30 protein-coding genes and 4 pseudogenes are annotated in these 25,990 nt (G+C 34.1%); 13 read left to right on the top strand and 21 right to left on the bottom strand.

Annotated elements, in window-relative coordinates; translation table 11 throughout:
- Window positions 1-228: 228 nt before the first annotated feature.
- The 4 genes and pseudogenes from JNUCC51_RS23380 to JNUCC51_RS23365 form a co-directional block, all read right to left on the bottom strand.
- Window positions 229-1,380 (bottom strand): annotated as a pseudogene (locus JNUCC51_RS23380) (IS3 family transposase).
- A gap of 133 nt (window positions 1,381-1,513) precedes the next feature.
- On the bottom strand, window positions 1,514-2,104 hold the full coding sequence (locus tag JNUCC51_RS23375) for a DUF2247 family protein (RefSeq protein WP_337989999.1): 591 nt from the start codon (window positions 2,102-2,104) through the stop codon (window positions 1,514-1,516).
- A 56-nt stretch (window positions 2,105-2,160) separates the two neighbouring features.
- The gene (locus JNUCC51_RS23370; protein WP_337989998.1) at window positions 2,161-2,598 is read right to left on the bottom strand and encodes an RHS repeat-associated core domain-containing protein; all 438 of its coding nucleotides are present in this window, start codon (window positions 2,596-2,598) and stop codon (window positions 2,161-2,163) included.
- A gap of 27 nt (window positions 2,599-2,625) precedes the next feature.
- A complete protein-coding gene (locus JNUCC51_RS23365) occupies window positions 2,626-2,805 on the bottom strand; it encodes an RHS domain-containing protein (RefSeq protein WP_337989997.1) in 180 nt (59 codons plus the stop codon).
- 115 nt (window positions 2,806-2,920) lie between these two features.
- Between JNUCC51_RS23365 and JNUCC51_RS23360 the strand changes: the two genes are divergently transcribed.
- From JNUCC51_RS23360 to JNUCC51_RS23345, 4 genes are all read left to right on the top strand, one after another.
- Complete coding sequence (locus tag JNUCC51_RS23360; RefSeq protein ID WP_337989996.1) at window positions 2,921-4,345, top strand: erythromycin esterase family protein; 1,425 nt, start codon at window positions 2,921-2,923, stop codon at window positions 4,343-4,345.
- A gap of 354 nt (window positions 4,346-4,699) precedes the next feature.
- Window positions 4,700-4,822: a hypothetical protein gene (locus JNUCC51_RS23355; RefSeq protein ID WP_337989995.1), complete on the top strand. Its 123-nt coding sequence runs from the start codon at window positions 4,700-4,702 to the stop codon at window positions 4,820-4,822.
- A 150-nt stretch (window positions 4,823-4,972) separates the two neighbouring features.
- Window positions 4,973-5,209 carry a hypothetical protein gene (locus JNUCC51_RS23350; RefSeq protein WP_337989994.1) on the top strand — a complete coding sequence of 79 codons (237 nt, stop codon included), beginning with the start codon at window positions 4,973-4,975 and terminating at the stop codon, window positions 5,207-5,209.
- 891 nt (window positions 5,210-6,100) lie between these two features.
- Complete coding sequence (locus JNUCC51_RS23345; protein ID WP_337989993.1) at window positions 6,101-6,355, top strand: hypothetical protein; 255 nt, start codon at window positions 6,101-6,103, stop codon at window positions 6,353-6,355.
- A gap of 52 nt (window positions 6,356-6,407) precedes the next feature.
- On the opposite strand, the pseudogene JNUCC51_RS23340 reads toward JNUCC51_RS23345, so the two are convergent.
- The 7 genes and pseudogenes from JNUCC51_RS23340 to JNUCC51_RS24905 form a co-directional block, all read right to left on the bottom strand.
- A pseudogene (locus tag JNUCC51_RS23340) lies at window positions 6,408-6,608 on the bottom strand (RusA family crossover junction endodeoxyribonuclease).
- 27 nt (window positions 6,609-6,635) lie between these two features.
- A complete protein-coding gene (locus tag JNUCC51_RS23335; protein ID WP_337989992.1) occupies window positions 6,636-6,767 on the bottom strand; it encodes a hypothetical protein in 132 nt (43 codons plus the stop codon).
- A gap of 103 nt (window positions 6,768-6,870) precedes the next feature.
- Window positions 6,871-7,023 (bottom strand): hypothetical protein, encoded by a 153-nt coding sequence (locus JNUCC51_RS24915; RefSeq protein WP_443136968.1) that lies wholly within the window; start codon window positions 7,021-7,023, stop codon window positions 6,871-6,873.
- Between the two features lie 85 nt (window positions 7,024-7,108).
- Window positions 7,109-7,458 (bottom strand): annotated as a pseudogene (locus tag JNUCC51_RS24910) (replication protein); the annotation flags it as partial.
- Window positions 7,459-7,721: 263 nt separating this feature from the next.
- A pseudogene (locus JNUCC51_RS23325) lies at window positions 7,722-8,441 on the bottom strand (recombinase RecT); the annotation flags it as partial.
- A 140-nt stretch (window positions 8,442-8,581) separates the two neighbouring features.
- Window positions 8,582-9,373 (bottom strand): YqaJ viral recombinase family nuclease, encoded by a 792-nt coding sequence (locus JNUCC51_RS23320; protein WP_337989991.1) that lies wholly within the window; start codon window positions 9,371-9,373, stop codon window positions 8,582-8,584.
- 160 nt (window positions 9,374-9,533) lie between these two features.
- Entirely contained in the window at window positions 9,534-9,623 is a 90-nt protein-coding gene (locus tag JNUCC51_RS24905; RefSeq protein ID WP_443137020.1) for a hypothetical protein, read from the bottom strand.
- A gap of 867 nt (window positions 9,624-10,490) precedes the next feature.
- Here JNUCC51_RS24905 and JNUCC51_RS23315 point away from each other — a divergent pair.
- A complete protein-coding gene (locus JNUCC51_RS23315; RefSeq protein ID WP_337989990.1) occupies window positions 10,491-11,147 on the top strand; it encodes a hypothetical protein in 657 nt (218 codons plus the stop codon).
- A gap of 47 nt (window positions 11,148-11,194) precedes the next feature.
- Window positions 11,195-11,530 carry a hypothetical protein gene (locus tag JNUCC51_RS23310; RefSeq protein ID WP_337989989.1) on the top strand — a complete coding sequence of 112 codons (336 nt, stop codon included), beginning with the start codon at window positions 11,195-11,197 and terminating at the stop codon, window positions 11,528-11,530.
- 341 nt (window positions 11,531-11,871) lie between these two features.
- On the opposite strand, the gene JNUCC51_RS23305 is transcribed toward JNUCC51_RS23310, so the two are convergent.
- Both JNUCC51_RS23305 and JNUCC51_RS23300 read right to left on the bottom strand, forming a co-directional pair.
- The gene (locus JNUCC51_RS23305; protein ID WP_337989988.1) at window positions 11,872-12,066 is read right to left on the bottom strand and encodes a hypothetical protein; all 195 of its coding nucleotides are present in this window, start codon (window positions 12,064-12,066) and stop codon (window positions 11,872-11,874) included.
- Window positions 12,067-13,093: 1,027 nt separating this feature from the next.
- Complete coding sequence (locus JNUCC51_RS23300; protein WP_337989987.1) at window positions 13,094-13,402, bottom strand: hypothetical protein; 309 nt, start codon at window positions 13,400-13,402, stop codon at window positions 13,094-13,096.
- A gap of 368 nt (window positions 13,403-13,770) precedes the next feature.
- Here JNUCC51_RS23300 and JNUCC51_RS23295 point away from each other — a divergent pair, with 368 nt between their 5' ends.
- The 6 genes from JNUCC51_RS23295 (at window position 13,771) to JNUCC51_RS23270 (ending at window position 18,284) form a co-directional block, all read left to right on the top strand.
- Entirely contained in the window at window positions 13,771-14,160 is a 390-nt protein-coding gene (locus tag JNUCC51_RS23295) for a hypothetical protein (RefSeq protein ID WP_337989986.1), read from the top strand.
- A gap of 463 nt (window positions 14,161-14,623) precedes the next feature.
- Window positions 14,624-15,043 carry a DUF4183 domain-containing protein gene (locus tag JNUCC51_RS23290; protein ID WP_337989985.1) on the top strand — a complete coding sequence of 140 codons (420 nt, stop codon included), beginning with the start codon at window positions 14,624-14,626 and terminating at the stop codon, window positions 15,041-15,043.
- Window positions 15,044-15,094: 51 nt separating this feature from the next.
- Entirely contained in the window at window positions 15,095-15,415 is a 321-nt protein-coding gene (locus tag JNUCC51_RS23285; protein ID WP_337989984.1) for a DUF4183 domain-containing protein, read from the top strand.
- A 460-nt stretch (window positions 15,416-15,875) separates the two neighbouring features.
- Window positions 15,876-16,049 carry a hypothetical protein gene (locus tag JNUCC51_RS23280; protein WP_337989983.1) on the top strand — a complete coding sequence of 58 codons (174 nt, stop codon included), beginning with the start codon at window positions 15,876-15,878 and terminating at the stop codon, window positions 16,047-16,049.
- A 596-nt stretch (window positions 16,050-16,645) separates the two neighbouring features.
- A complete protein-coding gene (locus JNUCC51_RS23275; protein WP_337989982.1) occupies window positions 16,646-16,936 on the top strand; it encodes a hypothetical protein in 291 nt (96 codons plus the stop codon).
- 979 nt (window positions 16,937-17,915) lie between these two features.
- Complete coding sequence (locus JNUCC51_RS23270; RefSeq protein WP_337989981.1) at window positions 17,916-18,284, top strand: hypothetical protein; 369 nt, start codon at window positions 17,916-17,918, stop codon at window positions 18,282-18,284.
- A gap of 299 nt (window positions 18,285-18,583) precedes the next feature.
- On the opposite strand, the gene JNUCC51_RS23265 is transcribed toward JNUCC51_RS23270, so the two are convergent.
- The 6 genes from JNUCC51_RS23265 to JNUCC51_RS23240 all read right to left on the bottom strand — a co-directional run bounded on the left by JNUCC51_RS23265 (window position 18,584) and on the right by JNUCC51_RS23240 (window position 22,640).
- Complete coding sequence (locus JNUCC51_RS23265; RefSeq protein ID WP_337989980.1) at window positions 18,584-18,889, bottom strand: hypothetical protein; 306 nt, start codon at window positions 18,887-18,889, stop codon at window positions 18,584-18,586.
- Between the two features lie 165 nt (window positions 18,890-19,054).
- Window positions 19,055-20,029 carry a collagen-like protein gene (locus JNUCC51_RS23260; RefSeq protein WP_337989979.1) on the bottom strand — a complete coding sequence of 325 codons (975 nt, stop codon included), beginning with the start codon at window positions 20,027-20,029 and terminating at the stop codon, window positions 19,055-19,057.
- Between the two features lie 471 nt (window positions 20,030-20,500).
- Window positions 20,501-20,881, bottom strand: coding sequence for a VOC family protein (locus tag JNUCC51_RS23255; RefSeq protein ID WP_337989978.1), 381 nt, complete (start codon window positions 20,879-20,881; stop codon window positions 20,501-20,503).
- A 61-nt stretch (window positions 20,882-20,942) separates the two neighbouring features.
- Window positions 20,943-21,455 carry an SRPBCC domain-containing protein gene (locus tag JNUCC51_RS23250; protein ID WP_337989977.1) on the bottom strand — a complete coding sequence of 171 codons (513 nt, stop codon included), beginning with the start codon at window positions 21,453-21,455 and terminating at the stop codon, window positions 20,943-20,945.
- A gap of 29 nt (window positions 21,456-21,484) precedes the next feature.
- The gene (locus JNUCC51_RS23245) at window positions 21,485-21,829 is read right to left on the bottom strand and encodes an ArsR/SmtB family transcription factor (protein ID WP_337989976.1); all 345 of its coding nucleotides are present in this window, start codon (window positions 21,827-21,829) and stop codon (window positions 21,485-21,487) included.
- Window positions 21,830-22,427: 598 nt separating this feature from the next.
- Window positions 22,428-22,640 (bottom strand): hypothetical protein, encoded by a 213-nt coding sequence (locus tag JNUCC51_RS23240; RefSeq protein WP_337989975.1) that lies wholly within the window; start codon window positions 22,638-22,640, stop codon window positions 22,428-22,430.
- 666 nt (window positions 22,641-23,306) lie between these two features.
- Here JNUCC51_RS23240 and JNUCC51_RS23235 point away from each other — a divergent pair.
- Complete coding sequence (locus JNUCC51_RS23235) at window positions 23,307-24,560, top strand: nucleoside permease (RefSeq protein ID WP_337989974.1); 1,254 nt, start codon at window positions 23,307-23,309, stop codon at window positions 24,558-24,560.
- Window positions 24,561-24,617: 57 nt separating this feature from the next.
- On the opposite strand, the gene JNUCC51_RS23230 is transcribed toward JNUCC51_RS23235, so the two are convergent.
- Window positions 24,618-25,082, bottom strand: coding sequence for a VOC family protein (locus tag JNUCC51_RS23230; RefSeq protein WP_337989973.1), 465 nt, complete (start codon window positions 25,080-25,082; stop codon window positions 24,618-24,620).
- Window positions 25,083-25,252: 170 nt separating this feature from the next.
- On the bottom strand, window positions 25,253-25,477 hold the full coding sequence (locus JNUCC51_RS23225; RefSeq protein ID WP_337989972.1) for a DUF6199 family natural product biosynthesis protein: 225 nt from the start codon (window positions 25,475-25,477) through the stop codon (window positions 25,253-25,255).
- Between the last annotated feature and the right edge of the window lie 513 nt (window positions 25,478-25,990).

Here is a 25,990-nt window from a genome sequence, read left to right as displayed (position 1 = left end):
TGTTTTTAACTGTGGTACAACTTGAGGTACAAACTGAGGTACGAGGAGTTTTTTATTAAAATTGTACCACAGCAATAAAATGGTAAATTAATAACTGAAATTTTGAATTCCCGAACAGGAAAATTTAATGGTAGGAAAAACAAACTTACAACTCGGTATTAAAATCCTGCAGCTTGTAAAAAAAAGTAAGTCATAATGAAGTGACCACTAAAAGTTATAGTTATCTCATTAGGCAACGGTTTGGGCATGAGTTCGATATTTATTGGATTCACGCCTTTTAATTTTGCTTTTATCGTCTTGTATTGTAATACGGTATGTATTTTTCTAATTTAATTTTAAAATGCACGATATTTATAGAAATTCTGATTTCACAATGCCAAAGAAATTCTCCATGACGGAATTGTCGTAACAGTTTCCATTACGAGACATACTTTTTTAATTCCTCTTGATTGAAGTGTGACGGTAATTTTTCATTTGATAGTGTTAGTCTTGATCTGAATGCATCTTTAATTGGTGCTCTTCTGTTAGGCGCTCTAAAGCCTATTCTAACATCTTTATAACAAGTAAGTACGATGGCCGAAAGCCTATTGTATACGTAATAATTTCACTGTTGAATAAATCTAAGTCAGTTGATAAATAACGTTTCTCTCCAAATAATTTAAATTCCGTAATATCCGTAACCCATTTCTCATTTGTTTCTTAAGCCGTAAATTGACGATCTAAATGGTTTGGCGCAATTTTACCTACTGTTCCTTTATACGATTTATACTTTTTTATATGAACAAGGCACTTTAAACCAAGTTATTTCATGATACGTTGATACTTCTTATGAGTCACTTTCTTCCCACGATTCACTAATTCGTAAAGAATACGACATAGCCATAACGACCTTCATGCTCATCGTAAATAGATTGGATTTCCTTTTTAAAATCTGCATCGGAATCAGTCTAATTCATTTTGCTCACATAGTAAAAGTAACTGCTTCGAGGAATTCCTGCTAGCTTTACAAATACTTCACCGGAAATTTATGCCTTAATTCATAGACTGCTTGTGATTTGTCTTGTTTGGTGATTGTTCCTTGTTTTGAATTAAGGCATTCAACTTTTTTATATACGCATTTTCCATTTCAAGAATGTATATTAAACGTATCTGCTGTTTCAATTAAGGATGTACCGTTTTCAATCATAAAATTTTGTACGTCCAGTTTAAACTGTTGTGTGTTTCAAAAGGCATCAAGGCCATTATGTTCATATTGTTTCACCCATATAATGATCATTTTCTTGTATACACCAATTGATTGCCCAATATCTTTATATCTTCCATTACCATTTAAATAGCGTTGAATAGCTTGTAGTTTTTTTCTGCAGTAAATTTAGACAAAAAACTGCATCTCCAATTGTTATGCGTTAATTGATTAGCTTTTAGAACTGGAAAGAATAATAAAAAATTCATGCTTCACAGGGAAGCACGAATTTTAGTGTGCAGGATAAAATACAATGAATTTTTTTAGTTTTTATAAAGGTTTAAAACGTTCTTCTTGTTTGTTTAAATAATTTTCCCACTCTTGATAGAAATCAGTTAAATCGGACTTGTCATTATTTAATATAAAATCCGACGTATCATTAATAATGTCTCTATTTACAAAGAGATTCTCAAGAATAGACGTTCGTTCAAAATCGTCCCAAATCACAGTTACTTTTTCATAAACACCTTCAATTTCATACGGTACTTCAGCATATAAAATATTATACTGTTCTTGATGGTTAAATAACCAACTTAGTATCAGATATAACCACTTCTCTCTAATAGCAGTAATATCTTGTAATGGTTCTAGTTCAACTAGTTCAACTAGATATTTTTCTACTAAAGATGATTCATGTTTGTATAAACTTCCCAAATCAAATAATGTAGTAGAAATCTCTTTTTCTTGTTCAATAAGTTTAACAGCTTTATCAATTGCTGCATCAGGTATTATAAATCCACACTTAACCCCAAAATATAATTCACTCCATGATAAATCTGTTATTTTGATAATAAACTCATAAGGTACAACAATAAATAACGAATTATTTACAAAATCATTTGTTTGAATTTCTCTTCTCATTATTACAATTTCCCTCCCTTTATAAACAATTGGTGCGTGACTTGTCCCTTACTATTTTAAATATATTCGAAAATACCATTAGATCCATTTACACTTCCTTTAGTCTTTAATCCAACGTATCTTGTTCCATCCTTTCCAATCCATGTGGATATTTTTCCTTTCTTTAATTGATTTAAAGTTGCCCAACTAGCAGCTCGATGATAGGTATCACTTTTTAAAGCTGACCCTATACGGGGAGCATTTTTAATAAAATTCGCAACAGCGCTAACTGTGTATTTAAGATATTTAATTTTTTTGTATGCTTGGTATCCTACATAAACATAATATACAGCCATGGGAATAAACTGAACAAATTCCCCATTCGGATCAACATTCATCACCGGATTATTATTCGCATAATTATAACCATTCAATGTTAAAGGATTTATTGCATCCCCACGAACTGGATCACGAGATAAAAACACACCTGTATCTGGGTTATAGTAACGTGCCATTAAATAGAAGTGCTTTGTATCTTCATCTTAACGATAACCAGCATATCTATAAGGGTTTATAGTTGGCATTGTACCGCTTTGGTTCATGATATTGCCCCATGCGTCATATGTGTATTGCGCCACAATGTCACCATTTGTATTCGTTAGGGCTAGTACATCCCCACGATAGTTCGTTAAATAGTAATAGGTTGAACCTAAAAAAGGCATCTACAACTTTCATTGATTAACCAAAATTATATTAATAAGCCAAATTTAAACAAAATTTAAACAAAATTTAAACTTACTTGCTTATTATTGGTCTTAATACATGGACTGATTGAGAGTGTCAAAAGGTAAGAAACGTAAGATTTTATTTTCATTAAGTATTGCTCTAACAAGCTTTGTTACGTTTAACGGAGTATCAAATGCATCAGCAGCAGTTCCAACAGTAGAAGAACGTGTAGCTTTAGATAATAAATTAGAAGTCAAACAAGCTTGCACATCCAATGAAACACTTCAAGATTGGAAAAAGTGGACAAACGACCATTCTTACAGCTTAACATCCATTCAACCTGAAACAGTTGGCAAACAAAAAATACCAGCTAATAAATTTCAAGATTTAGAGATGCTTAAGCCTTTATTGCATGATAAGCGCATCGTTTTTTTAGGGGAAAGTTCTCATGGTGTGGCTGAATTTAATCTAGCAAAAACGCGTATTATTCAATTTTTACACCAAGAAATGGGCTACAACGTTCTTGCCTTTGAAAGTGGTTTGGGGAATGCCATGAATGCCCAAGGTCAAATTGATAAACAAACAGCGCAACAAACGATGAAGGATGCTATTTTTCCCCAATGGTGGGCAAAAGAAACACTACCGTTATTTGAATATAGTAAGAAAACACAGCATACAGATAAACCTTTAAAATTAGCAGGCCTTGATATTCAACTGCAAGGTACATTTACGAACGGTGACTGGCTACAAAATAGTCAGCTTGCTAAACATTTCGATGAAGCAGAGAAGCAACTTGCAAAATGGAACTACAGTAATGATTTAAAAGGCTATCAAAAGGTAAAACCAGGAATTATCGCAGTATATAAACAAATAAAATCACAAGTACCGCTTAAAGAAAAAGAGTTAAAAGCAGCTTATCCAAGCGAGCCTCATATTGTAAAGCTTATGGAACGTACTTTTGCTGACCGTATCCGTTTTGCGGAGGAATATGTAGAATTAACAATTAAAACAACTATTGACCTTGAACAAGATAAATATGTTTCTTTTTTAAAGACAATGGAATGGCGTGACCAAGCGATGATGGAAAACCTACTTTGGTTAGCGGAAGAGGTTTATCCAACTGAAAAGTTTATAGTCTGGGCACATAATGACCATATTCGTAAAGCACAATCCGAAGTAAAGGGTTCCCCTGATTCTGTAAAATTAATGGGTGAACGTCTACCAGATATCTACAAAAAATATAGCTATGTACTTGGTCTTTATATGGCTGGTGGTGAAACTGCAAACAATCTACGCGAACCAATGGCTGTCTTACCGCCAATAAAAGGATCAATCGAGGATATTCTTTCATCGACAAATGAACCTTACACATTTATCGACTTACGCAACCGTCAAAATGAACGAGGGAACTCATGGATGTTTCAGCCACGCTTATCATATAGCTGGGGAAACATGGAGGAAAGTCTAGTTCCACGCGATCAATATGATGGCATTCTACTAATTGATAAAGTAAGTAAGCCAAATTATATAAAGTGAAACTTTAATCAGTGGGGACTTTCTTCATCCCCACTGATTATTAGTTGAACGAATTGGGCTTTTAATAAAAATAAAGAAATAGCAAACTATCGAAGCAGCTCATTCCGAGATGGGTTTTGCCCCATCCTCTTTCTATTCAAATGTGATTTGTTTGCCCATTAGGTTTGCCCTCCTATGGTGTGATATAATACTTTTGAGAAACCTCAAAGAGCATAAACCAATTCTGAGCTGTAGCGTCTGCAAACGCTGCGGCTTTTTCTTTTTCAATCGCCATGAACTATTTGGAACCTTTCCCATTTTCATCCGTAAATTAATTACAACAGTTTTTCTTTATTATTATTCGGAGGTATTTAAATGGACTCTTTTACGCTTATGACTTTTTCTTTAGCTTGTTTGTCATTTGTCTTTGCTGTTTCAGCTGATTCTAAAATCAAAAAGTCAGAAAAACGTATCGAAGAACTTGAAAATAAGAAGTAATTTTTAATACATAACTGGAGTATAGAGCGTTATTATAATCGCTCTATTTTCGTTTTATCCTCATATTGTTCATTAGTTTACTGTAGCGTGTGCAAACGCTGCGGCTTTTTTATGATATAATTTACAAAAAATGCATAACGAGGTAATGCAATGGACATATTTTCAGGATTATCAATTGGCGGAAGTCTACTATATTTCATTCCACCAATGCTATTACTACCTGTTGTTATGGTAGTATGCGCAGCGATATATAAAGTCCTATTGGGCAATATTTTACCAACCAAGATTTATAATTTTTTACTTGTCCCCATTGCCCTACTTGGATTCTTTATTTGGGCTATCCCTATGAATATGGGATTTTATGAGTTTTTTAGGGCAATGTTTTAATCGCTCTATTTTGGAGAAGAAGCTTTATTCAAAGTTGCTAAACCTTAAAAATTCCAATAGTTTCGTACTGAAGCTGTAGCGTCTGCAAACGCTGCGGCTTTTTTAACGTATAAGGAACTTCGATTTGCACAAATTAACGTTGAGTGTATCGCACGCACTTACTAGGTTGTGACGCTAGTTGACCGTCACATCATCCCTCTACAGGGTCACTTCCATCTTGAGTGACCCTTTCTTAGTTTCTTTACTCATATTGTGCAGTAAAATTAGTTGTCATCAACTTGTATTACATCAACTAATTCCCGTGGGCTTTCGTGCGGTCGAAGCGTAGAATTAAAGTATTTAATTACATTTTGAGCATTTTCTTCTGCCGATTTTTTAGATGCATTTTTCCTTAATGGTGTTACTCAAGTTCGACCTCTGTAATCGACTTCTATAACAGCTATATCCTCTTCCCATGTTGACTCTGTACCAACTTTTTTAACTATCATTTTCCACATAAGCTTGTCTCCTTTTAATTGCACATTTTCTTTCAATGGTTCAACAACTATTTGCTTTTGATTTCTATAATTTCGACTTGTACATTTTGTTCATTTTAGATAATTACCTGTGCATCTTCATCAGAATGAATACCTTCTATTTCTCTGATTTCTAAGCCCCTTCCATGTTGTGTACCAATATGTGATGCCACATATCCCAATACTTCTTCTTGTTCATATCCTTTTAAGCCCCAATAATTTCGAACTTGTTCAATGGCTCCTTGATAGGTTTTAGATTTTTTTGATTACTTACTAGTGTCGTTGGTAAATATAGGTAACTTCATGAGTATTACATAATAATTTCTAGTGATAATAAAACCTCTTCTGAACAGACTAACTTGAGGAGGTGAAATCCATGTCAAAAAATCGAAACAAGAACCAAACTGCTGACCAAATTAGACAAAAAATCCAGCAAGCTGAAGCTAACAAAAATCAAGCTTCTGGTCGTTTTTCAAATCAAAATTTTATGAGATCAAAGAACAACGTAGAATTAGGAACTGAGACTGATGCCAACCAAGTAAGACAACAAATTCAAAGTGTGGAAGAAGAGTACCTCCAAGGAGCTTCTGGCCCTAAAGCAAATTATGGTTTTGGAAATAACTTAAATTAATTTTTTATTCGGCAGATTTTTTCTGCCGGTTTTTGATTTTAATCCCCAAAATTTACCACTCAATCGTCACCTCTGCCCTAGGTTGCTCTGAATAAAACTTCCTCACAGTCATCTCAACAACCTGAGAATCATCGTGCTAAATAATCTTGTTGCATCCATCCTTGATGCCTTTAATCAAGTTATCGAGATCAGGCTTTGTTGTCGGACGTAATTCTTCACTCGCTTTAAGCTTTCTCTTTGGCCCTGTATGAATGGGCTGATTGATGGCGACTCGGACGATTTACCTTTTGAAGTCTTTGAAGTCCTTGCTCTTTGGTGCGTCATGCGTGACCACCTTTTTGCCATGTCTACTAAATCGAGGTCGTTCCTGTGGTTGAATGCCCCCTGGTATTTCAAATGTTAAAGTGTTCATATTTCCACTTCCTTAATCATCAAGCTTAATAAGCTGTAATCTGTTATTTACTTCACTTTTCGAACGTCGTTGATACACACCTGAACCTTAGAATCGAATCGTATCAGGCTTTACACCACGTTCCCAACTGACCGACTTCACCATCTGTTGTTTGTTTTTCTATTTTATTTTCTTCTTCTTTTTCTTCTTCTTTTTGTGCACGTATCGTAGACGTATCGTAAGAACCCGCACCATTACTGGATTCTGGATTCTTCATTTTCTTGCGTTACGTTATTGTGAGGTATCGTAATACGACTCGTAGACGTTACGTACAGAATCATTCGAGACTCCTTCGCCTACCCACTGAATTAATGAAGTATCTTTCACTTCTTTTAGTCCTGATTTCACACAATCAAGAATCGGTTTGCCTTCACGATACAGGTTGTATTTGCCCCAGTTTTTAATAGCTATTTCACGAGTTTCTTCATTGCTTGTGATGTTCTCTGAAGCGTTGTAGTAATGCTCCTACACTTTCCATTGAGTAACCCATATCAAAAGCTATTTGCTTTTTGGTAATTTGATAGATGCCAATTTGAGTCGTGCTTTCATTTGTCAGCAAATACAGGAAGAAGTATTTATCCTCTGCTGTCATTTCCTCAACCACACGAGGATCGTTCCAAAAAGTTGTATAGACGTATCTGAATTTTGCCATTTGCCCTCGCATCTCCTTTTAACGTAGTATTCAAATTTTTAATCACAGACTTAATTAACAATCCAACCTCATTATTTTTTATCAGCCTTACCAATAGCTCTATTTTGAAAAGTGGTTACAGGTTAGGAAATAAAAAATAATTTCCCAGGTAAGCGCAAGAAATGACAAGTTAAGTCTTACATTTCAGCACCAAGCGACTGATTTCATCGTTATCCTTCGCCTGCTGGAATATCCAAGCGGGTAGAAGGGCTTTATGGGTTACATTACTGTTCAACGATTAATTCCTCTTGGACCGTTTCATCTTCCACAACTGAAAAATCAGTTACATCGATAACGTCGCACATATCTTTAGAAACCTCTGTTTTTATAGTTTCATCTGCCTCAACAACTTTTTGAAGCTCGATTGATTTAGGAGCATACTTTAAAACTTCTTTAAGTACTGTCTTTTTGGTCATTGCGTCATAGTTGGTTTTCCAAGGGCTAGTCCAACCCTTCTGAACGGCTTGTGAGAACTTATGTGCATGCTTTTCAATACGTTCTCTAGTCCAGTAAACAAAATCGTATCCACCGTTTTTTAAGTGGTATACAGCATAGTAGCCAATTGGCTCACCTTCTGGGTTCTGTGAAGGAACATGTACTAAATCCTTGTGTAATCCATATGAGTATGAAAATTCATCTTCCTGGAACACTTCATGGGCATAAATAGCTTTGTACTAACCACTTCTGACCGCTAAATCGATTAATCCCTTATAACCTAACTGGAACTGAACCTGTTTGCCGTAAGGGATTAAATACGCTTGTCCTAGCCCTGTATTTGGTTCTACCCCTAGTTGAGCTGATTGCATAAGTGCTGCTACAAAACTGATTTGGTCGCATTCTAGTAGCTTTGGTGTTGTTCGAACTGCCGTTAATGCAATACGTGCGATACGATCAGCATCCATGTGTTTTGGTAAGGCGCGCTTAATTTCAGGACCCATCTTTTTTAAAAAGGCATTTAATGATGCTTCAGGCGAAACATGTTTCTGTACTTGATTTTGTGATTTGCTTTTAACTCATTTGTAGTAGCAATTTATTAAGCTTCCAATTTTTTATAGTTGAATCGTCTGGACAATGATTGTTTCGTTTATTTCTCGTAGATTTCAGGTGCCTCTTTTTTCAAACGTTGACTGTCTATACGATTAGAGACAATCGTTTTAAACGTAACTTCATGGCGTGGAGAATGCCCTTCTACAGCATTTTCGAGCTTAAGTTTTATCTGATTCTCATACTTTTTCTTTTGTTGCTCTAATGCTTTGATTTCGCTAGAAATAGTATCAATAGCATCTAAAAGAACATCGTCATCTTTTGTGAGCATGATGGCTGTACCATCATCTTGTGGGTACATTTTTTTGATTAAGTCATTCGCTGCATCCAAGCCATCAATTGGTGGAGCTACATCTTTTAAAACGTGATTCTCCCAGAAGTCTTTCTCTCGATCAATTAGGATTTGAATAAATTCCTCGTCACGTTCTATTTCTTTCCAAATGAATTTATTGCCACCAACAAGTACAGCTATATAAGCCTTTTCAAATCCTGTGACTGCAAGGTAATGGTGCACCTGACATAAATAACTTGCTGGTATTTCTTCACCCTCCCAACCATCTTTCGGATACTCACTAGCCGTATTACATTGAAGTACAGCCCTTTCTCCAACAACAACTCGGTCAAGGTTAGCTAGCATGAAATCATGTTCTGGATGGATCAACATTTTATTTAATCGACGTACTTTTTTCCCTGTTCTTTTAGCAAATTCTTGTGCAACAAAATCCACTAGTGCATTCCCAAAATAAACAGCTTCATTATCAACTTCTTCGTAATATTGTCCTGTCTTTTCTAAGAACACCTGGTAAGCACTTTTATATTGATTAAGTCCCATAATTGCGCCAACATCTGACCCACCGATACCAGCTCGACGAGCGTCTAACCACTCGACTCATATCAGTAGTCGAATTTTTTGCTAAAACCATGCAAATTACTTCCTTTCATGATATGATGATAAAAATGATTTTTCTTAAGCCACTATTGCGAGTAGTGGTTTATTTTTTTGTGCAAAATTCTGCGTTGTAACGATCCTCAAGATACGTATGAATGTTATCCTGGACAATGTCACCGTTTGGAAACTCCATATAATCGTCATTACTTACAATAAACGAGCCGTACAAATCCTTGAAATCTCTCTTAACATAGCAAATGTCGGTACATTATTAACTGTCAATCGTTCCTAAAACCATTGGATTTTCCACTTGATAGTTCATGTTCTCACCTACTTCCTTTTATGTATTTGATGGCATCCCATCAAGCAACTTACAGTGGCAAAGCATACCGGGGAGCCGGTCCTGTAATCTGCTTGACGTTGGCGAGTTTCGACTCGCAAACGTCTGATTTTGTGATATAAGGGGTATATACTAAACCGCACGGCTGTTTAATTGTTGCAACCAATTAAGCAGCTTTTTTATTGCCAACATGTGATTATCACTGATACCCCACTGGCTATGATGATTAGATTAACCCACATATCACACAAAACTCCTTATGTTTTGATCTCGGCCATCATCTGGCATATAAAGATAATTCACTAACAGCTTCAACACCCAAACCATCACTTGCCCACTAAAACCAAGCGCTCTTATAACGATAACTTTCCCCATTTTGTCTCATATTTTTATTCTTTCTCTTTTTCTTTTGCTAAGAACATCTCATATATCTCTCTACCATTTCCAGCCAATTCTCTATGTTAGGACTACTTTTTATTCATTTGAAAGACTACCCCTTTCCATGTGATTATCTAAATTAAATTTATTTATATATAATTACCAAGGAATTTTACCAATTGTATAAAGTTAGCTTTGCACAAAGGAAGAAGCTATAAATGCGTATAAATTAAGCAAATATAGAAACTGATAAAACAGATAACGAATGACAGTTGTTTGTTTTCAGTATGTACTTTTACCTCCAAATTACCTAGAATGGAAATATAGAGGGAGGATTTACAAATGAAAAAATTGATTTTTAGTGCTACATTAGTATTAAGCTTAGGATTAGCTGGATGCGGAGAAGACAAAGCTAAGGAAGAACCGAAAAAAGATGATGTCCAAACACCAGTATCATCAGACAAAACAAATGATTCATCAAAAAAAGATGAGAATAAGAAAGATGACGATAAAAAAGATGATGTCCAAGAAGATGAAAATTTAAAAACTATTAATACTTATACTGATAAAGAATTAGGTATTAGCGGACAAACTGGACCAATGAAATACAATATCGATGCCGTACAGTTAAAAAGAATTACAGTAAAAACAGAAGAAGCTGCAAATCTGTTTGATGTCGCTGTCGGAGAAGAAGTGAATGCAATTACTATTTCTATGAATGGTGAAAATACATCTAAAGAAGATATGAGTTTCTATCTGGGGCAAGCAGTAATCATAACGAATACAAAAGAACAACTAGAGCCGGATATGATTTTATCTGAACATATAGAAGGTGATTATCTTGGTCAAGTAGAACATGAAGGCTATAATGTTTATGTTCTAAAAAAATCAAAAGTTGAAGATTTAAAAACAATTGAAATTCGTGTAAGTGCACCCGAAAATTCCAACTTTGATAAACAAGGTGAAGATATTGTTCATACAATAGAAGTTAATAAATAATAAAATTAGTCACTCAAATGAGTAGCTTTTTAGATAAAGAGGATTAAATGATTAAAATTCATACATTACAAAACTTACAACAACGTGATGTTTTTGAATTCATGCACGGTGATTATAAACATGAACATTGGCATGAATCTTCAATTTTTTTAACAGAAGAAGCATTTGCTTTTTTACATCTACATATATATGAAGTTTTACCGAATTTTAATTACTTTGGCCCAAATTCAGTTAACCTTGAACAGTGGAATCAAATCGCTTTCACTGCATGTACTTTAAATAATTCAATGGACATCGATTTCATCCGTTTTTTTAACAAAATAGATGATTGGGTACAAAAAAATTTCAAAGAACACACTTGTTTCTCGATTTGTGGTCCATAAAAGTTTCATAATTTTTTAATATTCATCACAAAAAAAGACCAGGTACTCACATTTTAATGAGCGCCTGGTTATTTGTATATCCGTTTCATCAGCAATTTTTCTACTTGCGTTTTTTAAGCTTGCTTCGCAAAACTGAATTTCCTCATCTTCTCCTGCTGTTATTACATTTCAACTCCTATTTTGGTACTTCATAATAGAAAAGACTTCCATCATCTGTCCGACTCTCAAACTGTCTACCTGGTTGAGTACAAATTTTATTATGTGCCCAATATCGATATGTCTCACCCTTAAGAAACTCATTTTTTGATGTAGTCACACCCAATTGGATGTAACCTTATGCATTAACTCAAGAAAATATATACCTCAACAGTATTAAGTTCTTCTACGTATACAAAGTCCCGTCTTTCTACTTTGTAAAATGAATTTCCCAAACCTACTTTATCTCCTACATTAGGCAATACAGGTATCGTATTAGTAAACGTTTTAAGATGACATTTCCCATCTGCTTCACAATAAGTTATGGATAACTTTTTCATTGGCATTCACTCCTTCTACATTAATCATATTGTAGATGGATACCAATAATACAAAGAGACTACCAATTTAGTAGCCTCTCATGCTTTTTTTTGCGAAATACACGTACAAGCGAACAAGCTTATATTTATAAGGGAATTTTGTTTACACATTTCCGTGCGCTTTTGTTATTACTTCACAATATATAATTTAATACAGACTTTCGTGAACTTCGCTAGTGTTAGGAAGTTCACTATATTGAATACAAGAAATTTCGATCTTCTACACAAACACAAAAACAACAAAATATATTAATGCTGTAGGAACTACGTAAGAAGATATACCACTTAAACTCCATTTGTCTTCATCAAGTGTCCAAAGAAAAAGAAATAATGTTATCATGGTAATCCCAAATGCGTTCATAATAATATTTATTAATCCAATATCCCCCATCCCCTTTTCTATCCTTTACATTTAAATTAATATATTCTCCATACATTAAGTCCATGCTAAACGCTTGGTTGTTTAATCAATTAATGCATTGCGTTTACGTAGCACCTTATTGCGCGACATATACAATCGGTCTGCAATGTCTTCCCACTCACAACAGTTTTTTCCATATCCCAATACAGCATGTCCACTATGGTTTTTAAATTGTGATCCAACTGGGATTAGATTTCTTCGATCGTATTAACAATGTCCTTCAGCAATTTGAATTTTAAAACGTTGTGCTACATACGATATTCCCTATCTGTTCATTCCATACAAGAGGCTCTTAATTACCAAATTATTCCACAAGCCACTTTAATACCTCGTATTCGTCATCACCCGGTTGCAAATCTATACGTGGGTTATATGGTGCTGGATAGAATTTTTTCAATAGGCATATTTTTTATACCCATACCGACTCTCCCTTTAATAAACTCTCAAAACCACACCAAACTCGTCCCTCTCATAATAAAGTGTTTTGGCTGTTTGATGCAGTTTTCAAAACAAATGAAAAAGCACTCCATGCAGGAATGCTTTTAAAATGTATGTATTTTTTAATCCTCAGCCCCCATATGGTAGTCCGTTACTTTTGAAATCTTCTTCAACTCTTAATTTTAATTCGTTTTGTTTAGCTTCATCTAAATTTTCGAATAGAAACTTTAGTAGTTCTCTTTTTTCTTTGATAGTTCTAATAAGTTCTACTTTGTTTAATTTTTTGTAAGTTGGGTCTAACATTAACAAACTAGCATCTTGGCCTATAAATAATTTTAGCGCACGTATTTCTTTGATAGCGTTAACCATCCAGTGGTAGTCCGTAATCATTGAATCTAAAACATCTGATGTAATAGTTATTGTTTTCTCTTTTAGCATAGGTGCCCTCCTATGGTGTGGTATAATAATGTTGTAAGCACCGTCAAAGAGCATAATCCAATTCTGAGCTGTAGCGTCTGAACACGCTGCGGCTTTTTTTCTTCATATTGTTCAGTAGTATTGAGTATCAACCATTGCTATAAAAATTAGGATTAATAATAAAAAAGTTAAGTAAGTAATTTTGAATTTGTTAAAACTCCTGTATTTCGGGCGAGTTAACAGAGTAGTCTTTAATGCTACTTAATGCTTGTGCATCAGCAAACTGATGTTAAGAATACTGAACGAATTTCTATATTAAAACCTCCATTTATTAACTTTAAAGGTTATAATAAGGTATAAAAAATACTAAATTCTAAGGAGAATTATGATTGAAAATTCAAACCGGTAATACGCTAAATTATTTGAGAACAGAGGTAAATAAAAATATAAAAAAAGAAAGTCTCTTAGATTTATTTGGAATTGAAGATACACATAAAGACGAAAACGAAAACGAAAAAAATAACAAACCTAAACTTGAAATCAGATATGAAGATGGTTATATACGTACATATATTGTGAAAACAATTGGAAAAAAATTAGTTAGACTACTTATTAGGGAAGTAAAACAAACCCAAGAAAACATGAAAAATTTAAATGATATTTCTCACGATCTGTTGTTACAACAGCTTGAACAGTTATCTAATCCAAAAAAGCATGAACAGAATACTTCTATTTTTGAAAATAAAAAAAATATTTCTAAATATAAAACAGGTATTTGAGGACGATCGATGTAAACGATGATTAGAAATGATTATTAATACCTGAAGGTTTCACATCTTTTAAAGAGCTGTAGCGTCTGCAAACGCTGCGGCTTTTTCTTTTACTTATTTTTAAACAGTTATTTCATTCACCATCGGCTCACTGCCTGTAATGGTGAATGCTTTTAAATTTGCGTTATTTCCTCATTTTGTTCAGTAACAAGGTAAAAACCTATCACCTGTACTTCTTCAAAATTCATTTTCATAACTTTCATTTCATTTTATGTATTTAAAAAATCCTATCTTTTCAGAGAAGAATATTTAATTAAATTCTGTTTAATAGACGCATTACCAATCACCTTCCAATTTCAAATCATAAATTATTAGTATGTGAAAAGATTTTATATGTCTTTAGAAAATTTTAAAGAAACGTCTATGTTTCATGGGGTCAGCAACATATTTAAAAAGGGGGTGAAAAACAAAAATGAATAAAATAAATCCATCAAAATCTATTTGCGACGGTTGTTGTGAAGAAAATAGATTTAATTGGCCCCGTATAAAAGCTATTGATGAATCTTCGATCACACCTTCTCCTGTCGATATCCCAAGCGGAACTATTATTCCAACAATAAATAGATATTTCTATATTGTTACAGAGGATATTGATCTAACAAACGGATTAACCTTACTAGCCAATCTATTTTCAGATGATAATGGTAATCCAGTTACAGAATTCAAAATTTTCACTCCAAATGGATACATCAACCTTTACATTAATGCTGTGATGCAAGAGGGAGGTGCATATAAAGTAACCTCAGATTCGTTAATCCTTAACCCATTCAATGCAACTATTTTTGCTGGAACTCCAATAATTATAGAATCATTGGGATTCCAACAAATGTAATATAAAGAATCTTCTAAATAATACTTTTATCCTTGAAAGGAGGTGAAAAAAATGGCTCTTTCAATTATTAATATTCATGTAAATGTTAAAGGTACTTCAACTAGATTCTTTAATGTTTTAGCAGCAAATTTAACTGTCACTGCTGGTACCTCTATACCTGTAACCGACTTTCTAAACGATAGCGGCACTGCTGCTACTGCTTTTCCAGTAGTAACAAACGGGTACTATAATTTCTATATCAACGGTGTATTGCAAGAAGGTGGATCGTATACAATTTCTGCAACAGAGTTAGTTTTTAACGGAGTTACTGGTACAATCACAGCAGGAACTCCATTGGTAGTAGAAGCTGTAGAATTAGTTACACAAACTTAATAATTAATAATAAACAGCCACATCATAAGTTTTAAGTTTTCTAGCCTTTCTTCTATTTGATGCTTAGGGTCACTTTTATTCCAAGTGACCCTTTTGTTTTTACTATCAAACCTCAAAGGGCATAAAACAATTCTGTGCTGTAGCGTCTGCAAACGCTGCGGCTTTTTTTTATGTATAAGGAACTTCGATTTGCACAAATTATCGTTGAGTGTATCGTACGCACTTACTAGGTTGTGACGCTGGTTGACCGTCACTTCCTCCCTCACTTAGGGTCACTTCCAACCCAGGTGACCCTTTTAGTTTCTTTCCTCAGATTGTTTTGTAACTACTCAACTGAACAAAATCTTTCAGATATTCACTACTCATAACTATCAATTAATATTTTTCTTTACTAGAAATAGATTGCTTTTAATTTATCCATTTTGACCATATAATTAATAAACTAAAAGGAGGTTAGAAAATGAAACATAATCCTTTGAACCAATGGCAAAAAGAACATAATAAACGGGTAAAAGATTTCCATAAAAAACACTCTTTAGAAATAGAAAATGGCGAGAATGGAAATGGATTGTTAGCTAAGTGGGAAAGATTTGTATACAAAAAAGGAAAAGCTATTTTTAAAGCTGTCAAATAATAATTTTTTATTAATTAGCTGTTCTTTTCAGGGCAACGGGCGTAAAAGCATACCTTCTAGCAACCAGAAAATTACTCACAGTTCGATGTCACCTGTTACCATGTTAGTTGAATTTTAAACCACTTAGCAAAATTCTAGATTTTGTTAATATGAACCTCACTTTTAAGCTTCTATTTGAACATGGGCTTGTACTGGATCACTAGTGATTCCAACCGATTTGGGCAACATTGCCTTAATTCGAAATTTAGCTTTAGATGTGCTTTTAATGAATCAAGCTCGTCTTTCATTCTCATGTGCTTTCACTTATTGTCATGGTCTTCTAAATAGCCTTGTCTAGTTGTTAGCTATTTAATTCTACTTTCACTTTTAACATAGATGCCCTCCTGTGTCTCCGATGTGTTATTATTACTTATCAGACTAGCCTATAGAAGGACTTAGGGCTGTGGCGTCTGCAAACGCTGCGGCTTTTTCTTAAAAAGGAATGAAGTTATGAATCAATTGATCCAATATATCAGCTACATGCCAAGCTTGTAGGGAGTGCCATATTATCCCTTGACCTCTTTGCAAGCTCGGGTTTCTCAGGGGAGCTGATATGTATGAAAAATCGTTCAAAAGCCTATATTCGCCATCAGAGAGAGCGAATTATTCGAAAGAAATGGACTATTTTAAAAGATGTTTGGTTACAAGAAAGTGAAGACATGCCTGTACGCGGCAGATTGAGCAAAGGAAAAATTCATTGTTCTTGTAGAATGTGTCGATACGAGCAGTATCACTCGATTCCAAAAGCTAAACATAAAGCAAAATTAAAAGCTATGGAACAGGAAATAGACGATTATGTCTATTTCCTGTTTTATTTTATCCTCATATTATTCGTTAGTTTTCTGTAGCGTATTAAGATGTTGCGGCTTTTTTTATGTATAGGTAACTTGCAATTTGCACAAATTAATATCGAGTGTATCACACGCCTTATTTTGGCTGTGGCTTGACAGACACGGCCTCTCTCAACATGGTCACTACCAACTCAGTGACCTTTTTTGCATATTTATAATACATTTAGAGGTGCTTTAATTGACTATATTCGGAAAATGCTTATATATTGTTTTCTTTGTAATACTTTTATTATTTACAACAGTTTGGGATTATTTCAAAAGTGGTAATTTGGCTTTGCTTGAAAATTCTTTCTTTTCCTTTTGGGTAGCAAGTTTTTTATTCACGGCATTGCTCCTGAGAAGTAAAAAAGATGAAACGGAAAAAAGCTAAAACAAAAGCTCATTTGAATTTGAATATTCAAATAAGCTTTTTTCATATTGTTCAGCTAAAAAAAATTTTTTATTCGGTTTCTTAAGTCATCCACTATACATATCTCGCCATTTCAACATAATTATTGTGGTATTAAGCAAATCACCTTAGCTCTGCACCTTGTAAAATTTATTGGCTTTGAGCCACTCTAAAGAAATCAAAATATAGTATCCTTCGTTTCTCCAATTCTTCAGAGCCATTCCTTATTAAGGATATGGCTCTTTTTCCCATCCTTTTCACACATTTTTGTATTGTTCTAAATGTTTTTATATTCCATTACAAATTAGTCTTGTGGTAGCAACCTGTTGCTTTGCATCGGACCACATTTTTTCCACACCGCTATCCGCCCTACCCCTTCTCTACATAAAAACTCAGCATCTTCCGCTTCTTGTTTAGCCTTCTTCTTACAATGACAACCCATCCCACTTATTTTTCTACTATGATAAAGTTTTAAAATAAAATCTCTTTTTATTTATCATGACCCATGAATCATATTTTATTAAAATATACATACCTTTCATGTAAGGAGGAATTAACATCAAAAAAATCATCTTGTCCACTATTCTTTTGATAATTACAATTGGTATCTTCGTATTTTATAATCGTTATTCCCAACCTGTAACAGATATTTCCCCTTTTACATTCGTTTCGAACTCTGAAGATCAATTAAAAGAAGTAGAAAAGATAAATAAAAAAATCGAAGAAACTGAATTAACTAAAAAAATAATAAACGGTCTCATAGAACACGGATTTTCTCCAGATAAAAGAATTCTCTATACAATATATTCACCAGAAAATAAAGTTCTGACAATTTCACTATCCAACTTTGACGGGGATGATAAAACAATAAATTTAATAACCAACATTATTAACACAATTTCAAAAGAAAACAATCTAGACACTTTTTCAGTGGAGTTTTCAGAAGCTAAAAAATAATATTGTAAAACTTAAATCTTTACAAATCTCCTTGTAACTTTTATCTGATAAATAAGCATGTTAACGTTTTAGCAATTATTTATAGGTATTTTTTGCCGTTAGCGTTGCTTTATAGCAACGCTTTTCTAAACGGTATTAAACATTTCTTTCAGTTACCATTACAATCCAAATGCTCCGGAGTTGCCTAATTGAACTCTGTCTAGCATCGATACATATGAATAGTAGCTTCAAGATTTGCTTTTAAATATGTTGTTATTTCTATTTAGTAAAATTAGTTTTTTATTTGATCTTCTTGAAAATTACCTCGATCTCTCAAAACTATCTTCCAAGCCTTTTTTATCTGATGGATTAAACATACCTGGTGTATAATTGGTTACTTCCCCAATAGAACCAACTATTTCTCCTTCATACTCATATACATTTATGATGAGATTATCTCCTTCAAGGTCTTTCTCTTTTAATTTATATGTTGTTATATTAAGCACTTTTCCTATATAGTCTTCAATAATTGTTATATTTACTAGGTCAAGAATGGATAGAAAAATATACAAAAAAAAGAAAACATTTATTGGTACCTGAATATCGATAAAAGAAAAAATTCGCATATCGTTATTGGTTTCCGACCATAACGGTATGCGAAAAGAGAAAAAGAAACAAAACTTTAACACTAGCCTTGAAGCAAAACGTGTTCTGTTTTAAAAGCTACCATTGAATGGTGGAGAAAAAATTGTAGTTAAAGATAATATGATAATTAGCAAAAAAAAAATTTATTAAAGTGAATGATATCGAATAGTTGCTGATACACCGTTTGCAAAGGATCCGCCCGAAGTTGTTATTTCTACAGACAGAAGAGTACAACTATTTACTGAGAAATTTGACGTTGTAGTTGTACAACACTTTGGTGTAGTAGATGTACTAGGACCTGTAATAGTTGCTATAATACCTGTAGCTACCGGTGCAGTAAAACCACAATTTGTACTTAAATATATTTGTGCAGATGCAGTATCTCCAGCATTTAAGTTATGATCTCGTATATTAAGAGTTAAACTTGTTATAACTGCATTTTGAGGAACTACAAATGTATTTTTAATAAAAGAAGCTGAGGCACTCCCAATCCCAAGAAAATCATTGTTTGCAACTGATTGATCTGTACTTAAGTAAACTTCCATTAGTCCTTGGCCATTCGAACCTGTTGGACCAGTGGAACCAGTTACTCCTGTCGCTCCTGCGATTCCTTGAAGTCCTGTTGCTCCTGTCGTTCCTGTATTTCCTTGAAGTCCAGTTACTCCTGTCACTCCTGTTATTCCTTGAAGTCCTGTTGCTCCTGTCGATCCCGTTATTCCTTGAAGTCCCGTTGCTCCTGTCGCTCCCGTTATTCCTTGAAGTCCTGTTGCTCCTGTCGCTCCCGTTATTCCTTGAAGTCCCGTTGCTCCTGTCGTTCCTGTTATCCCCTGAAGCCCTGTTGCTCCCGTCGTTCCTGTTATACCTTGAAGTCCAGTTACTCCTGTCGCTCCCGTATTTCCTTGTAGCCCAGTTGCTCCTGTCGCTCCCGTTATTCCTTGTAGCCCAGTTGCTCCTGTCGTTCCTGTTATTCCCTGAAGCCCAGTTGCACCTGTCGTTCCTGTTATTCCCTGAAGCCCAGTTGCACCTGTTGCTCCTGTTGCTCCTATTCTCCCCTCTATTATTTGCAGACCTGTTGCACCTGTTTCTCCGTTTAACCCACTTTGAAATTTATTAATTTTCATTGGATCACCTCCTCCCTCTATTTCATAATATTTTTATTTGAAATAATGAAATAGACGTAACACTAGGTTATATAACTTGAAAAATTATATCTTATAGATTCATTATTTCATCATAAGCCCGTGATTTGGATAATCCCTACAACCGAAAAGAGTAATGTGATCCTGTAAATTAATTCTTTGGGGTTAATTTGTTTTGTTTATCATACCTCCAACGCATCTAGGTATTACAGCGTGTATTTACCTTTTGACTTAACTTTTACATTCTTATTTTTCAAAGGTCTTGTTTTGGTTGTTTCAGCTCGAGATTAACTTAAAAATAGCATTCATTACAATCGATAAAGTTTTACCTTAGTGCATACTATTGCCATCTTATTTCTATACTAGCTCATTCCTATGACCCAATGTATTTCCAGACGCATGCAAAATGCGATGCTTTAATTAAAGCATCGCACACATAAATTGATTAATATTTTATTTAGATTCCATTACTGCAAAGTAATTGTTTTCATTATCTGCAAAATTAAATACCCTACCTGAAGGCATATTTACCATTTCCCCAACAATAACGTTTTTGTTTAATAAGTCATTATATAATTTATCGATATCTTCCGAGAAGAACATTAAAGAAGGTGTACCAAGATTCAATTCAGGTTGCATCTTAGCAATTAATTCCTTATTGTGGAGTATAATTTTTGTCTCAGCTTCTTCAGTTGGAGAAATTTCAATCCATTTCATTCCTTGGCCGTTATCTTGCTCTGAAATTACACTAAACCCAACTTTTTCTGTCCAAAACTCTTTTGCTTCATTTTGGTTATTAACGTACAACATGATTTGACCGACTTTATTAATCATTGATTTTTACACTCCTTAAAAATGTTTTTAAACTTTTTTATCTAAAAAACTTTTTCTATTACTATAACGACTGTAAATGCTCATTCAAACGATCCCATGTCTCTGTGATGCCTTGTAGCATGCCCATATCCATAACGGTCTTAAGGGCTTCTGCAGATACATATTCTGCACGGTTTATCAACTTAGTCTTTCCACCCATATCGATGAATTCCAATGCTATCTCAGTTGACGGCATGGAGTCATTCGAATTGCCTTCAGCATCCGAAAAGTAATCGGTATAGCTGATTTTCTCAGGCTCATTAATCTCCTTATAAACCCCTTTTCCCCACGATTCCATACCAAAAAATTCACCTTGGTTTTGATCGACACACTTCATACAGTAGTGCCAAACGCCTCCTGGACGAAAATCAACGGTGCAGACTGGAATTTCCCATCCTCTAGGCCCCCACCAACGTTTCAGATGCTCTGGATCTTTGAACATCTTAAATACTAAGTCTCGTGGAGCGTCGAAAACGCGCTCTAGTATTAGTACGCGATCGTTTTCTATTCTGGATACCATTGAATTGTTTGACATTGCAATTCCTCCTTGAAGATGAAATGGTTTTATGATTTATCTTTTTTCTGCAATTCCTTCAAATATTCATCTAAATTATCGAATCTTTCTTCCATTACACTCTGGAAAGACTGTATCCAAGAATCCAGCGCTTGGAATGGCTCGGGTCGGAGCTTGTAGATTCGACGGTTAGCTTCAGCCTGCACTTCCACAATCCCGTTGTCGTTAAGTACTTTTAGATGCTTTGAAGTTTGGGGCTGCCTCAATCCCAATTGGTCGGCAATCTCACCCACGGTTAGAGGACCCTGGCGCAGGAGTTCGACTATATTCATACGATTTGATTCTGACAAAGCGCTCAAAATCGTTATGTTTACTCCTGGAGTTTTCCCTGACATGTCGCTCACCTCGTAAAATGATTGTCGCCGGTAAAGTATCATCTACATCAGCACAGGTTTATGATCCCGTTAATCAAAATATAACTTAAGGGGAATATTCCCGTCAAGGAATATTTTATTTACTCACCAGAATGCAAGGAAATTTTTTACCAATCCTATTTCAATAATTTAAAACGTAGGAATGTTTCATATGAAATATTGAATAAACCGACAACATACAGAAATATGCATATCATACCAAATGATCTTCCGTAAGTTATCCTTTTGAATGGAGCAGGATGGGATCTACCATTTGGTAAAAGTGATTATCTACAATCCACGCAAGTCAGCATTCCCCATATAGAAACCATAATGTTATACCAAATACAAGTTACTGCTTCGATCGTCAATTTTTTTACATAAAGATCAGCCAGGTGAACTAAACTTTTAAGTAACAGGTACTCATGTTTAAGCATTTTAGAACTTCTATAACCGGCCGCTTTTATCAAGTAAAAAAGTCCAATTTCTCAATTTTAATACTGAGAAATTGGACTTTTTAATTTTGCTGAAGCTGCAACATGCTTTGCTTTCGCTACAAAAAAATAGTAGCAACTAGAAATTATATTGTTCTCGCAATGATTTGAATTGTATGTGTAATAATAACTAATAACCCAAAAACAATACAACAAGTCGCTAGTGTACTCTTTTTATTATTTTTTTGCTTTACAAGACCAAAAATAATAAGGCATAATCCAATCGCAATAGATACTACTGATAGAATATTAGAAAATGGTGCACTTGATGTTATTGAAAAAATACTTTCTAATTGCATTTTAATTCTCCCTTATTCAGATTCTAAGTTTACTTCACTAAAATATGTACGCAGGGCACTTTGCACTGGCGTTGTATAAATCACTTCGTCCCCAGTACTTTGCTCCCGTTATTCCTGCAGCGTTACCTCCTCTGATCCATATACTTTTATACCAACAAAAATTTTCCTTTTCAATCTCTATTTAAAATAATACAAATCGATTTTCACTTTTTTCTTACTCATTCCTTACGAATTTATTAATTTTAATTTATTGCATTCAGTGAAAAACTAAAAGTAAAACTGCACATTTTAATAGTAGGAATTCAGTGTTATCAATCCTTATGTTTTTATTGATATGAACTATGTATGATGTTGAAAAATCTATTCTTATAAGGATAGTTTATTTCAAAAATGCTAATAACCATTTCTATGTAGCCAACACCCAAATTTCACCATGACGACAATCCGTTTAAAATTCGTATGAATCTGTCATTATGAGCAAATGCTTTAGTTATGTCAATATTTCTGAGTCCAATGCAGCGATTATGGTTTTTATTAAAAAATAATTTATTGAACGATTAATGCATAATGAACTCATTAAAACAGACATTATAGGATAGCATCCTTGTTAATTTATTTTTACTCAAAAAAGTGAAAATAACTCATCACCTTCTCTAGGAGGAAAAAATGAATATAAAATTACGTCTTAAAATTATGATTTTTCTTCAGTTTTTTATTTGGGGATCTTGGCTTGTTACATTTGGTTCATATATGATCAATACATTGAATTTTACTGGCGCGCAAGTTGGAATCGTGTATAGTTCTAACGGTCTTGCAGCCATTATAATGCCAAGTCTTATTGGTATTATTGCGGACCGTTGGGTAAAAGCAAATGTGTTATATGGAATATTACATTTCCTCGGTGCAATTATCTTATTTAGTGCTGCTGAAATTTCAGATCCTACAATGATGTTTTGGGTAATGTTATTTAACTCAATCGTTTATATGCCAACACTTGCTTTATCGAATACAATTTCTTATTTTTACCTAGAAGACAAAGGATTTGATGTTGTAAAGGATTTCCCACCTATTCGTGTTTATGGGACAATTGGTTTTATTCTAGCGATGTGGATTATTAGTCTTGCCAAAATTGAATTAAGTAATATTCAGCTATTCATAGCTAGCGGCTCTTCGTTGTTACTAGCACTTTACACAATTACGCTTCCTGCCTGCCCGACTTCTAAGGCAATAAAGGACAAGTCGTTAGTAAGTCATTTGGGACTTGATGCATTTGTTATGTTTAAAGATAAAAAAATGGCTTTGTTTTTAATTTTTTCAATGCTATTGGGTGTTGCACTTCAAATTACCAATACATTTGGAGATCCGTTTTTACACGACTTCGCGTTGAATCCTGATTATAAAAATAGCTTTGCGGTAAAATATCCAGCTATTTTATTATCAGTGTCACAAATTTCAGAGGTTTTCTTTATTCTGACCATTCCATTTTTTTTACGTAAATATGGCATTAAAAAAGTAATACTAATTAGTATGGTAGGATGGACATTACGTTTTGTTTTCTTTGGATATGGAAGTCCGATTGGCGGAGGCTTTTTACTTTTGTTGTTATCAATGATTGTTTACGGTTGTGCCTTTGATTTCTTCAATATTTCGGGGGCCATTTTTGTAGAAAAAGAAGTCGATCACCGAATTCGTGCAAGTGCTCAAGGATTATTCAGTACAATGGTCAATGGAATCGGCGCCTATGTGGGGGCTATAATTAGCGGAAAAGTAGTTGATTATTTTACAGTTGACGGAGTCAGGAATTGGCAATATATTTGGTTAGTTTTCGGGGCATATACGCTCGTTTTGGCATTCATTTTTGCAATAACTTTTAAATATAAGCATGACAGTAACGCAATGAAAGATGTAACAACGAAATAGTGATTTAAAAGGAAATAAGAGAGAGCCTTACCGTTTTCGGTGAAGGCTCTTACTGTATTACAAGATGGAATAACGTTTTCTCCACTCTTCAAGAGACATCTCATTAAAACTCTCAATATCATCTAGTCTCAATGGTGTAATTAATTCTAATGAATTACCATCTGGGTCTGAAAAGTAAATTGCAGCATGTGCATGAGGATAATTCGATAGTACTAAAGGTTGTTGTTCGGAAGTAAGGCCAAATTCTGTTCGAACCTCAATTCCAATTGAAGACAACCACTCTTTTACATGCTCAAGATCTTCTTCCTCAATTTTAAATGCCAAATGTCGGATTGATGGATGGTAGTTTACATGAACACTATCATTTTCCCATAATCCTAACCAGCTTTCTCCTTTAACGATCCAAAAGAAAGCAACTTTTCCTTTTTGATAGGCGAGTTCTAACCCTAATTTTTTGTAAAATACAATCGAGTTTTCTAAATTACTTACTGGTAAATGCGCTTCATATAAACCTTTTATCATGTCAATATTCTCCTATTCCATCATTATTTATGAAATAGTATATTAAAAGCATAAACCATTCACATCAATCTTTCGTCTGAAATATTAATAATTTCTAAATCAATTTAATTTCCTCATAGCTCTAAGTATAACATTTCACTTGGATGATTATTGCGTGAACTAATTAAATATTAGGGCGTAAATGTATCAATTGCCACAACAATAAGATAGATTGTATACATAATCATCGCGAATACGCTACCGATTCTAATTAATTTGATTTGAATATCTGATAACTCAGGGATTTCTTTGTATCGCCACCGATCAAAGAAGAAATAGCTTTCCTCCGGCTGATACAAACTCCAAATACAAAAGCCGTATATAGGTATGGAAAATACGATACTTATGAATAACACCTTTTCATCTCCTTTAAAACTTTTCTATTTATTACGATTAATTTCGCCATTTGTTTCAAATTTCCATTATTTTTTATATAGAACAGTTTACTTTTCGAAGGCAGTTACACTCATTGCTGCCTGTATAGAAGCGTCGAATACTGTGAAAGCAAATGAAAACGCCGTTGTTCAAGAAGGATAAACGATTCATAACATATAGAAACTAGATCAATTTATGTAGGACGCTAAAAATGGGAATGAAGCAGAAGTAAAGGTCATTCGTCAATATGGCGAACTCTATTTACGATGGTGGTTGAAGCTATTGTAGACCAATCGTGACTCTAGAAAAATGATCTATGATTTATAAGCTATACACGATGAAAATGCTGGAGCAAAATGTATTGAAGTGTATTCAAATATGAATGATTTCGGATGATTGTCCTGAAATAACGATTGACTCCCAACAGTGCGCTCGATGAACAGAGAGGAGCCTATGTTAACAGAATGCTTCCAGGCGTTGGATTAATACTAAAA

The organism is Lysinibacillus sp. JNUCC 51, assembly GCF_015999525.1.
Taxonomy (GTDB): Bacteria; Bacillota; Bacilli; order Bacillales_A; family Planococcaceae; genus Lysinibacillus; species Lysinibacillus xylanilyticus.
Note: the sequence above shows the minus strand (reverse complement) of the source record. Positions and strands in the feature narration are given on the sequence as shown.

Bases quoted from the DNA above. Each gene is read 5' to 3' on its own strand.
- JNUCC51_RS23235 (WP_337989974.1), top strand. From the start codon at position 23,307: ATGAATATAAAATTACGTCTTAAAATTATGATTTTTCTTCAGTTTTTT.
- JNUCC51_RS23290 (WP_337989985.1), top strand. From the start codon at position 14,624: ATGAATAAAATAAATCCATCAAAATCTATTTGCGACGGTTGTTGTGAA.
- JNUCC51_RS23285 (WP_337989984.1), top strand. From the start codon at position 15,095: ATGGCTCTTTCAATTATTAATATTCATGTAAATGTTAAAGGTACTTCA.
- JNUCC51_RS24915 (WP_443136968.1), bottom strand. From the start codon at position 7,023: ATGAAGAATCCAGAATCCAGTAATGGTGCGGGTTCTTACGATACGTCT.
- JNUCC51_RS23350 (WP_337989994.1), top strand. From the start codon at position 4,973: ATGGACATATTTTCAGGATTATCAATTGGCGGAAGTCTACTATATTTC.
- JNUCC51_RS23320 (WP_337989991.1), bottom strand. From the start codon at position 9,373: ATGGGACTTAATCAATATAAAAGTGCTTACCAGGTGTTCTTAGAAAAG.
- JNUCC51_RS23365 (WP_337989997.1), bottom strand. From the start codon at position 2,805: ATGCCTTTTTTAGGTTCAACCTATTACTATTTAACGAACTATCGTGGG.
- JNUCC51_RS23375 (WP_337989999.1), bottom strand. From the start codon at position 2,104: ATGAGAAGAGAAATTCAAACAAATGATTTTGTAAATAATTCGTTATTT.
- JNUCC51_RS23265 (WP_337989980.1), bottom strand. From the start codon at position 18,889: ATGCGAATTTTTTCTTTTATCGATATTCAGGTACCAATAAATGTTTTC.
- JNUCC51_RS23315 (WP_337989990.1), top strand. From the start codon at position 10,491: ATGAAAAAATTGATTTTTAGTGCTACATTAGTATTAAGCTTAGGATTA.
- JNUCC51_RS23355 (WP_337989995.1), top strand. From the start codon at position 4,700: ATGGACTCTTTTACGCTTATGACTTTTTCTTTAGCTTGTTTGTCATTT.
- JNUCC51_RS23240 (WP_337989975.1), bottom strand. From the start codon at position 22,640: ATGCAATTAGAAAGTATTTTTTCAATAACATCAAGTGCACCATTTTCT.
- JNUCC51_RS24905 (WP_443137020.1), bottom strand. From the start codon at position 9,623: ATGGAGTTTCCAAACGGTGACATTGTCCAGGATAACATTCATACGTAT.
- JNUCC51_RS23255 (WP_337989978.1), bottom strand. From the start codon at position 20,881: ATGATTAATAAAGTCGGTCAAATCATGTTGTACGTTAATAACCAAAAT.
- JNUCC51_RS23300 (WP_337989987.1), bottom strand. From the start codon at position 13,402: ATGCTAAAAGAGAAAACAATAACTATTACATCAGATGTTTTAGATTCA.
- JNUCC51_RS23370 (WP_337989998.1), bottom strand. From the start codon at position 2,598: ATGGCACGTTACTATAACCCAGATACAGGTGTGTTTTTATCTCGTGAT.
- JNUCC51_RS23280 (WP_337989983.1), top strand. From the start codon at position 15,876: ATGAAACATAATCCTTTGAACCAATGGCAAAAAGAACATAATAAACGG.
- JNUCC51_RS23230 (WP_337989973.1), bottom strand. From the start codon at position 25,082: ATGATAAAAGGTTTATATGAAGCGCATTTACCAGTAAGTAATTTAGAA.
- JNUCC51_RS23310 (WP_337989989.1), top strand. From the start codon at position 11,195: ATGATTAAAATTCATACATTACAAAACTTACAACAACGTGATGTTTTT.
- JNUCC51_RS23275 (WP_337989982.1), top strand. From the start codon at position 16,646: ATGAAAAATCGTTCAAAAGCCTATATTCGCCATCAGAGAGAGCGAATT.
- JNUCC51_RS23250 (WP_337989977.1), bottom strand. From the start codon at position 21,455: ATGTCAAACAATTCAATGGTATCCAGAATAGAAAACGATCGCGTACTA.
- JNUCC51_RS23335 (WP_337989992.1), bottom strand. From the start codon at position 6,767: ATGAACACTTTAACATTTGAAATACCAGGGGGCATTCAACCACAGGAA.
- JNUCC51_RS23345 (WP_337989993.1), top strand. From the start codon at position 6,101: ATGTCAAAAAATCGAAACAAGAACCAAACTGCTGACCAAATTAGACAA.
- JNUCC51_RS23260 (WP_337989979.1), bottom strand. From the start codon at position 20,029: ATGAAAATTAATAAATTTCAAAGTGGGTTAAACGGAGAAACAGGTGCA.
- JNUCC51_RS23305 (WP_337989988.1), bottom strand. From the start codon at position 12,066: ATGAAAAAGTTATCCATAACTTATTGTGAAGCAGATGGGAAATGTCAT.
- JNUCC51_RS23245 (WP_337989976.1), bottom strand. From the start codon at position 21,829: ATGTCAGGGAAAACTCCAGGAGTAAACATAACGATTTTGAGCGCTTTG.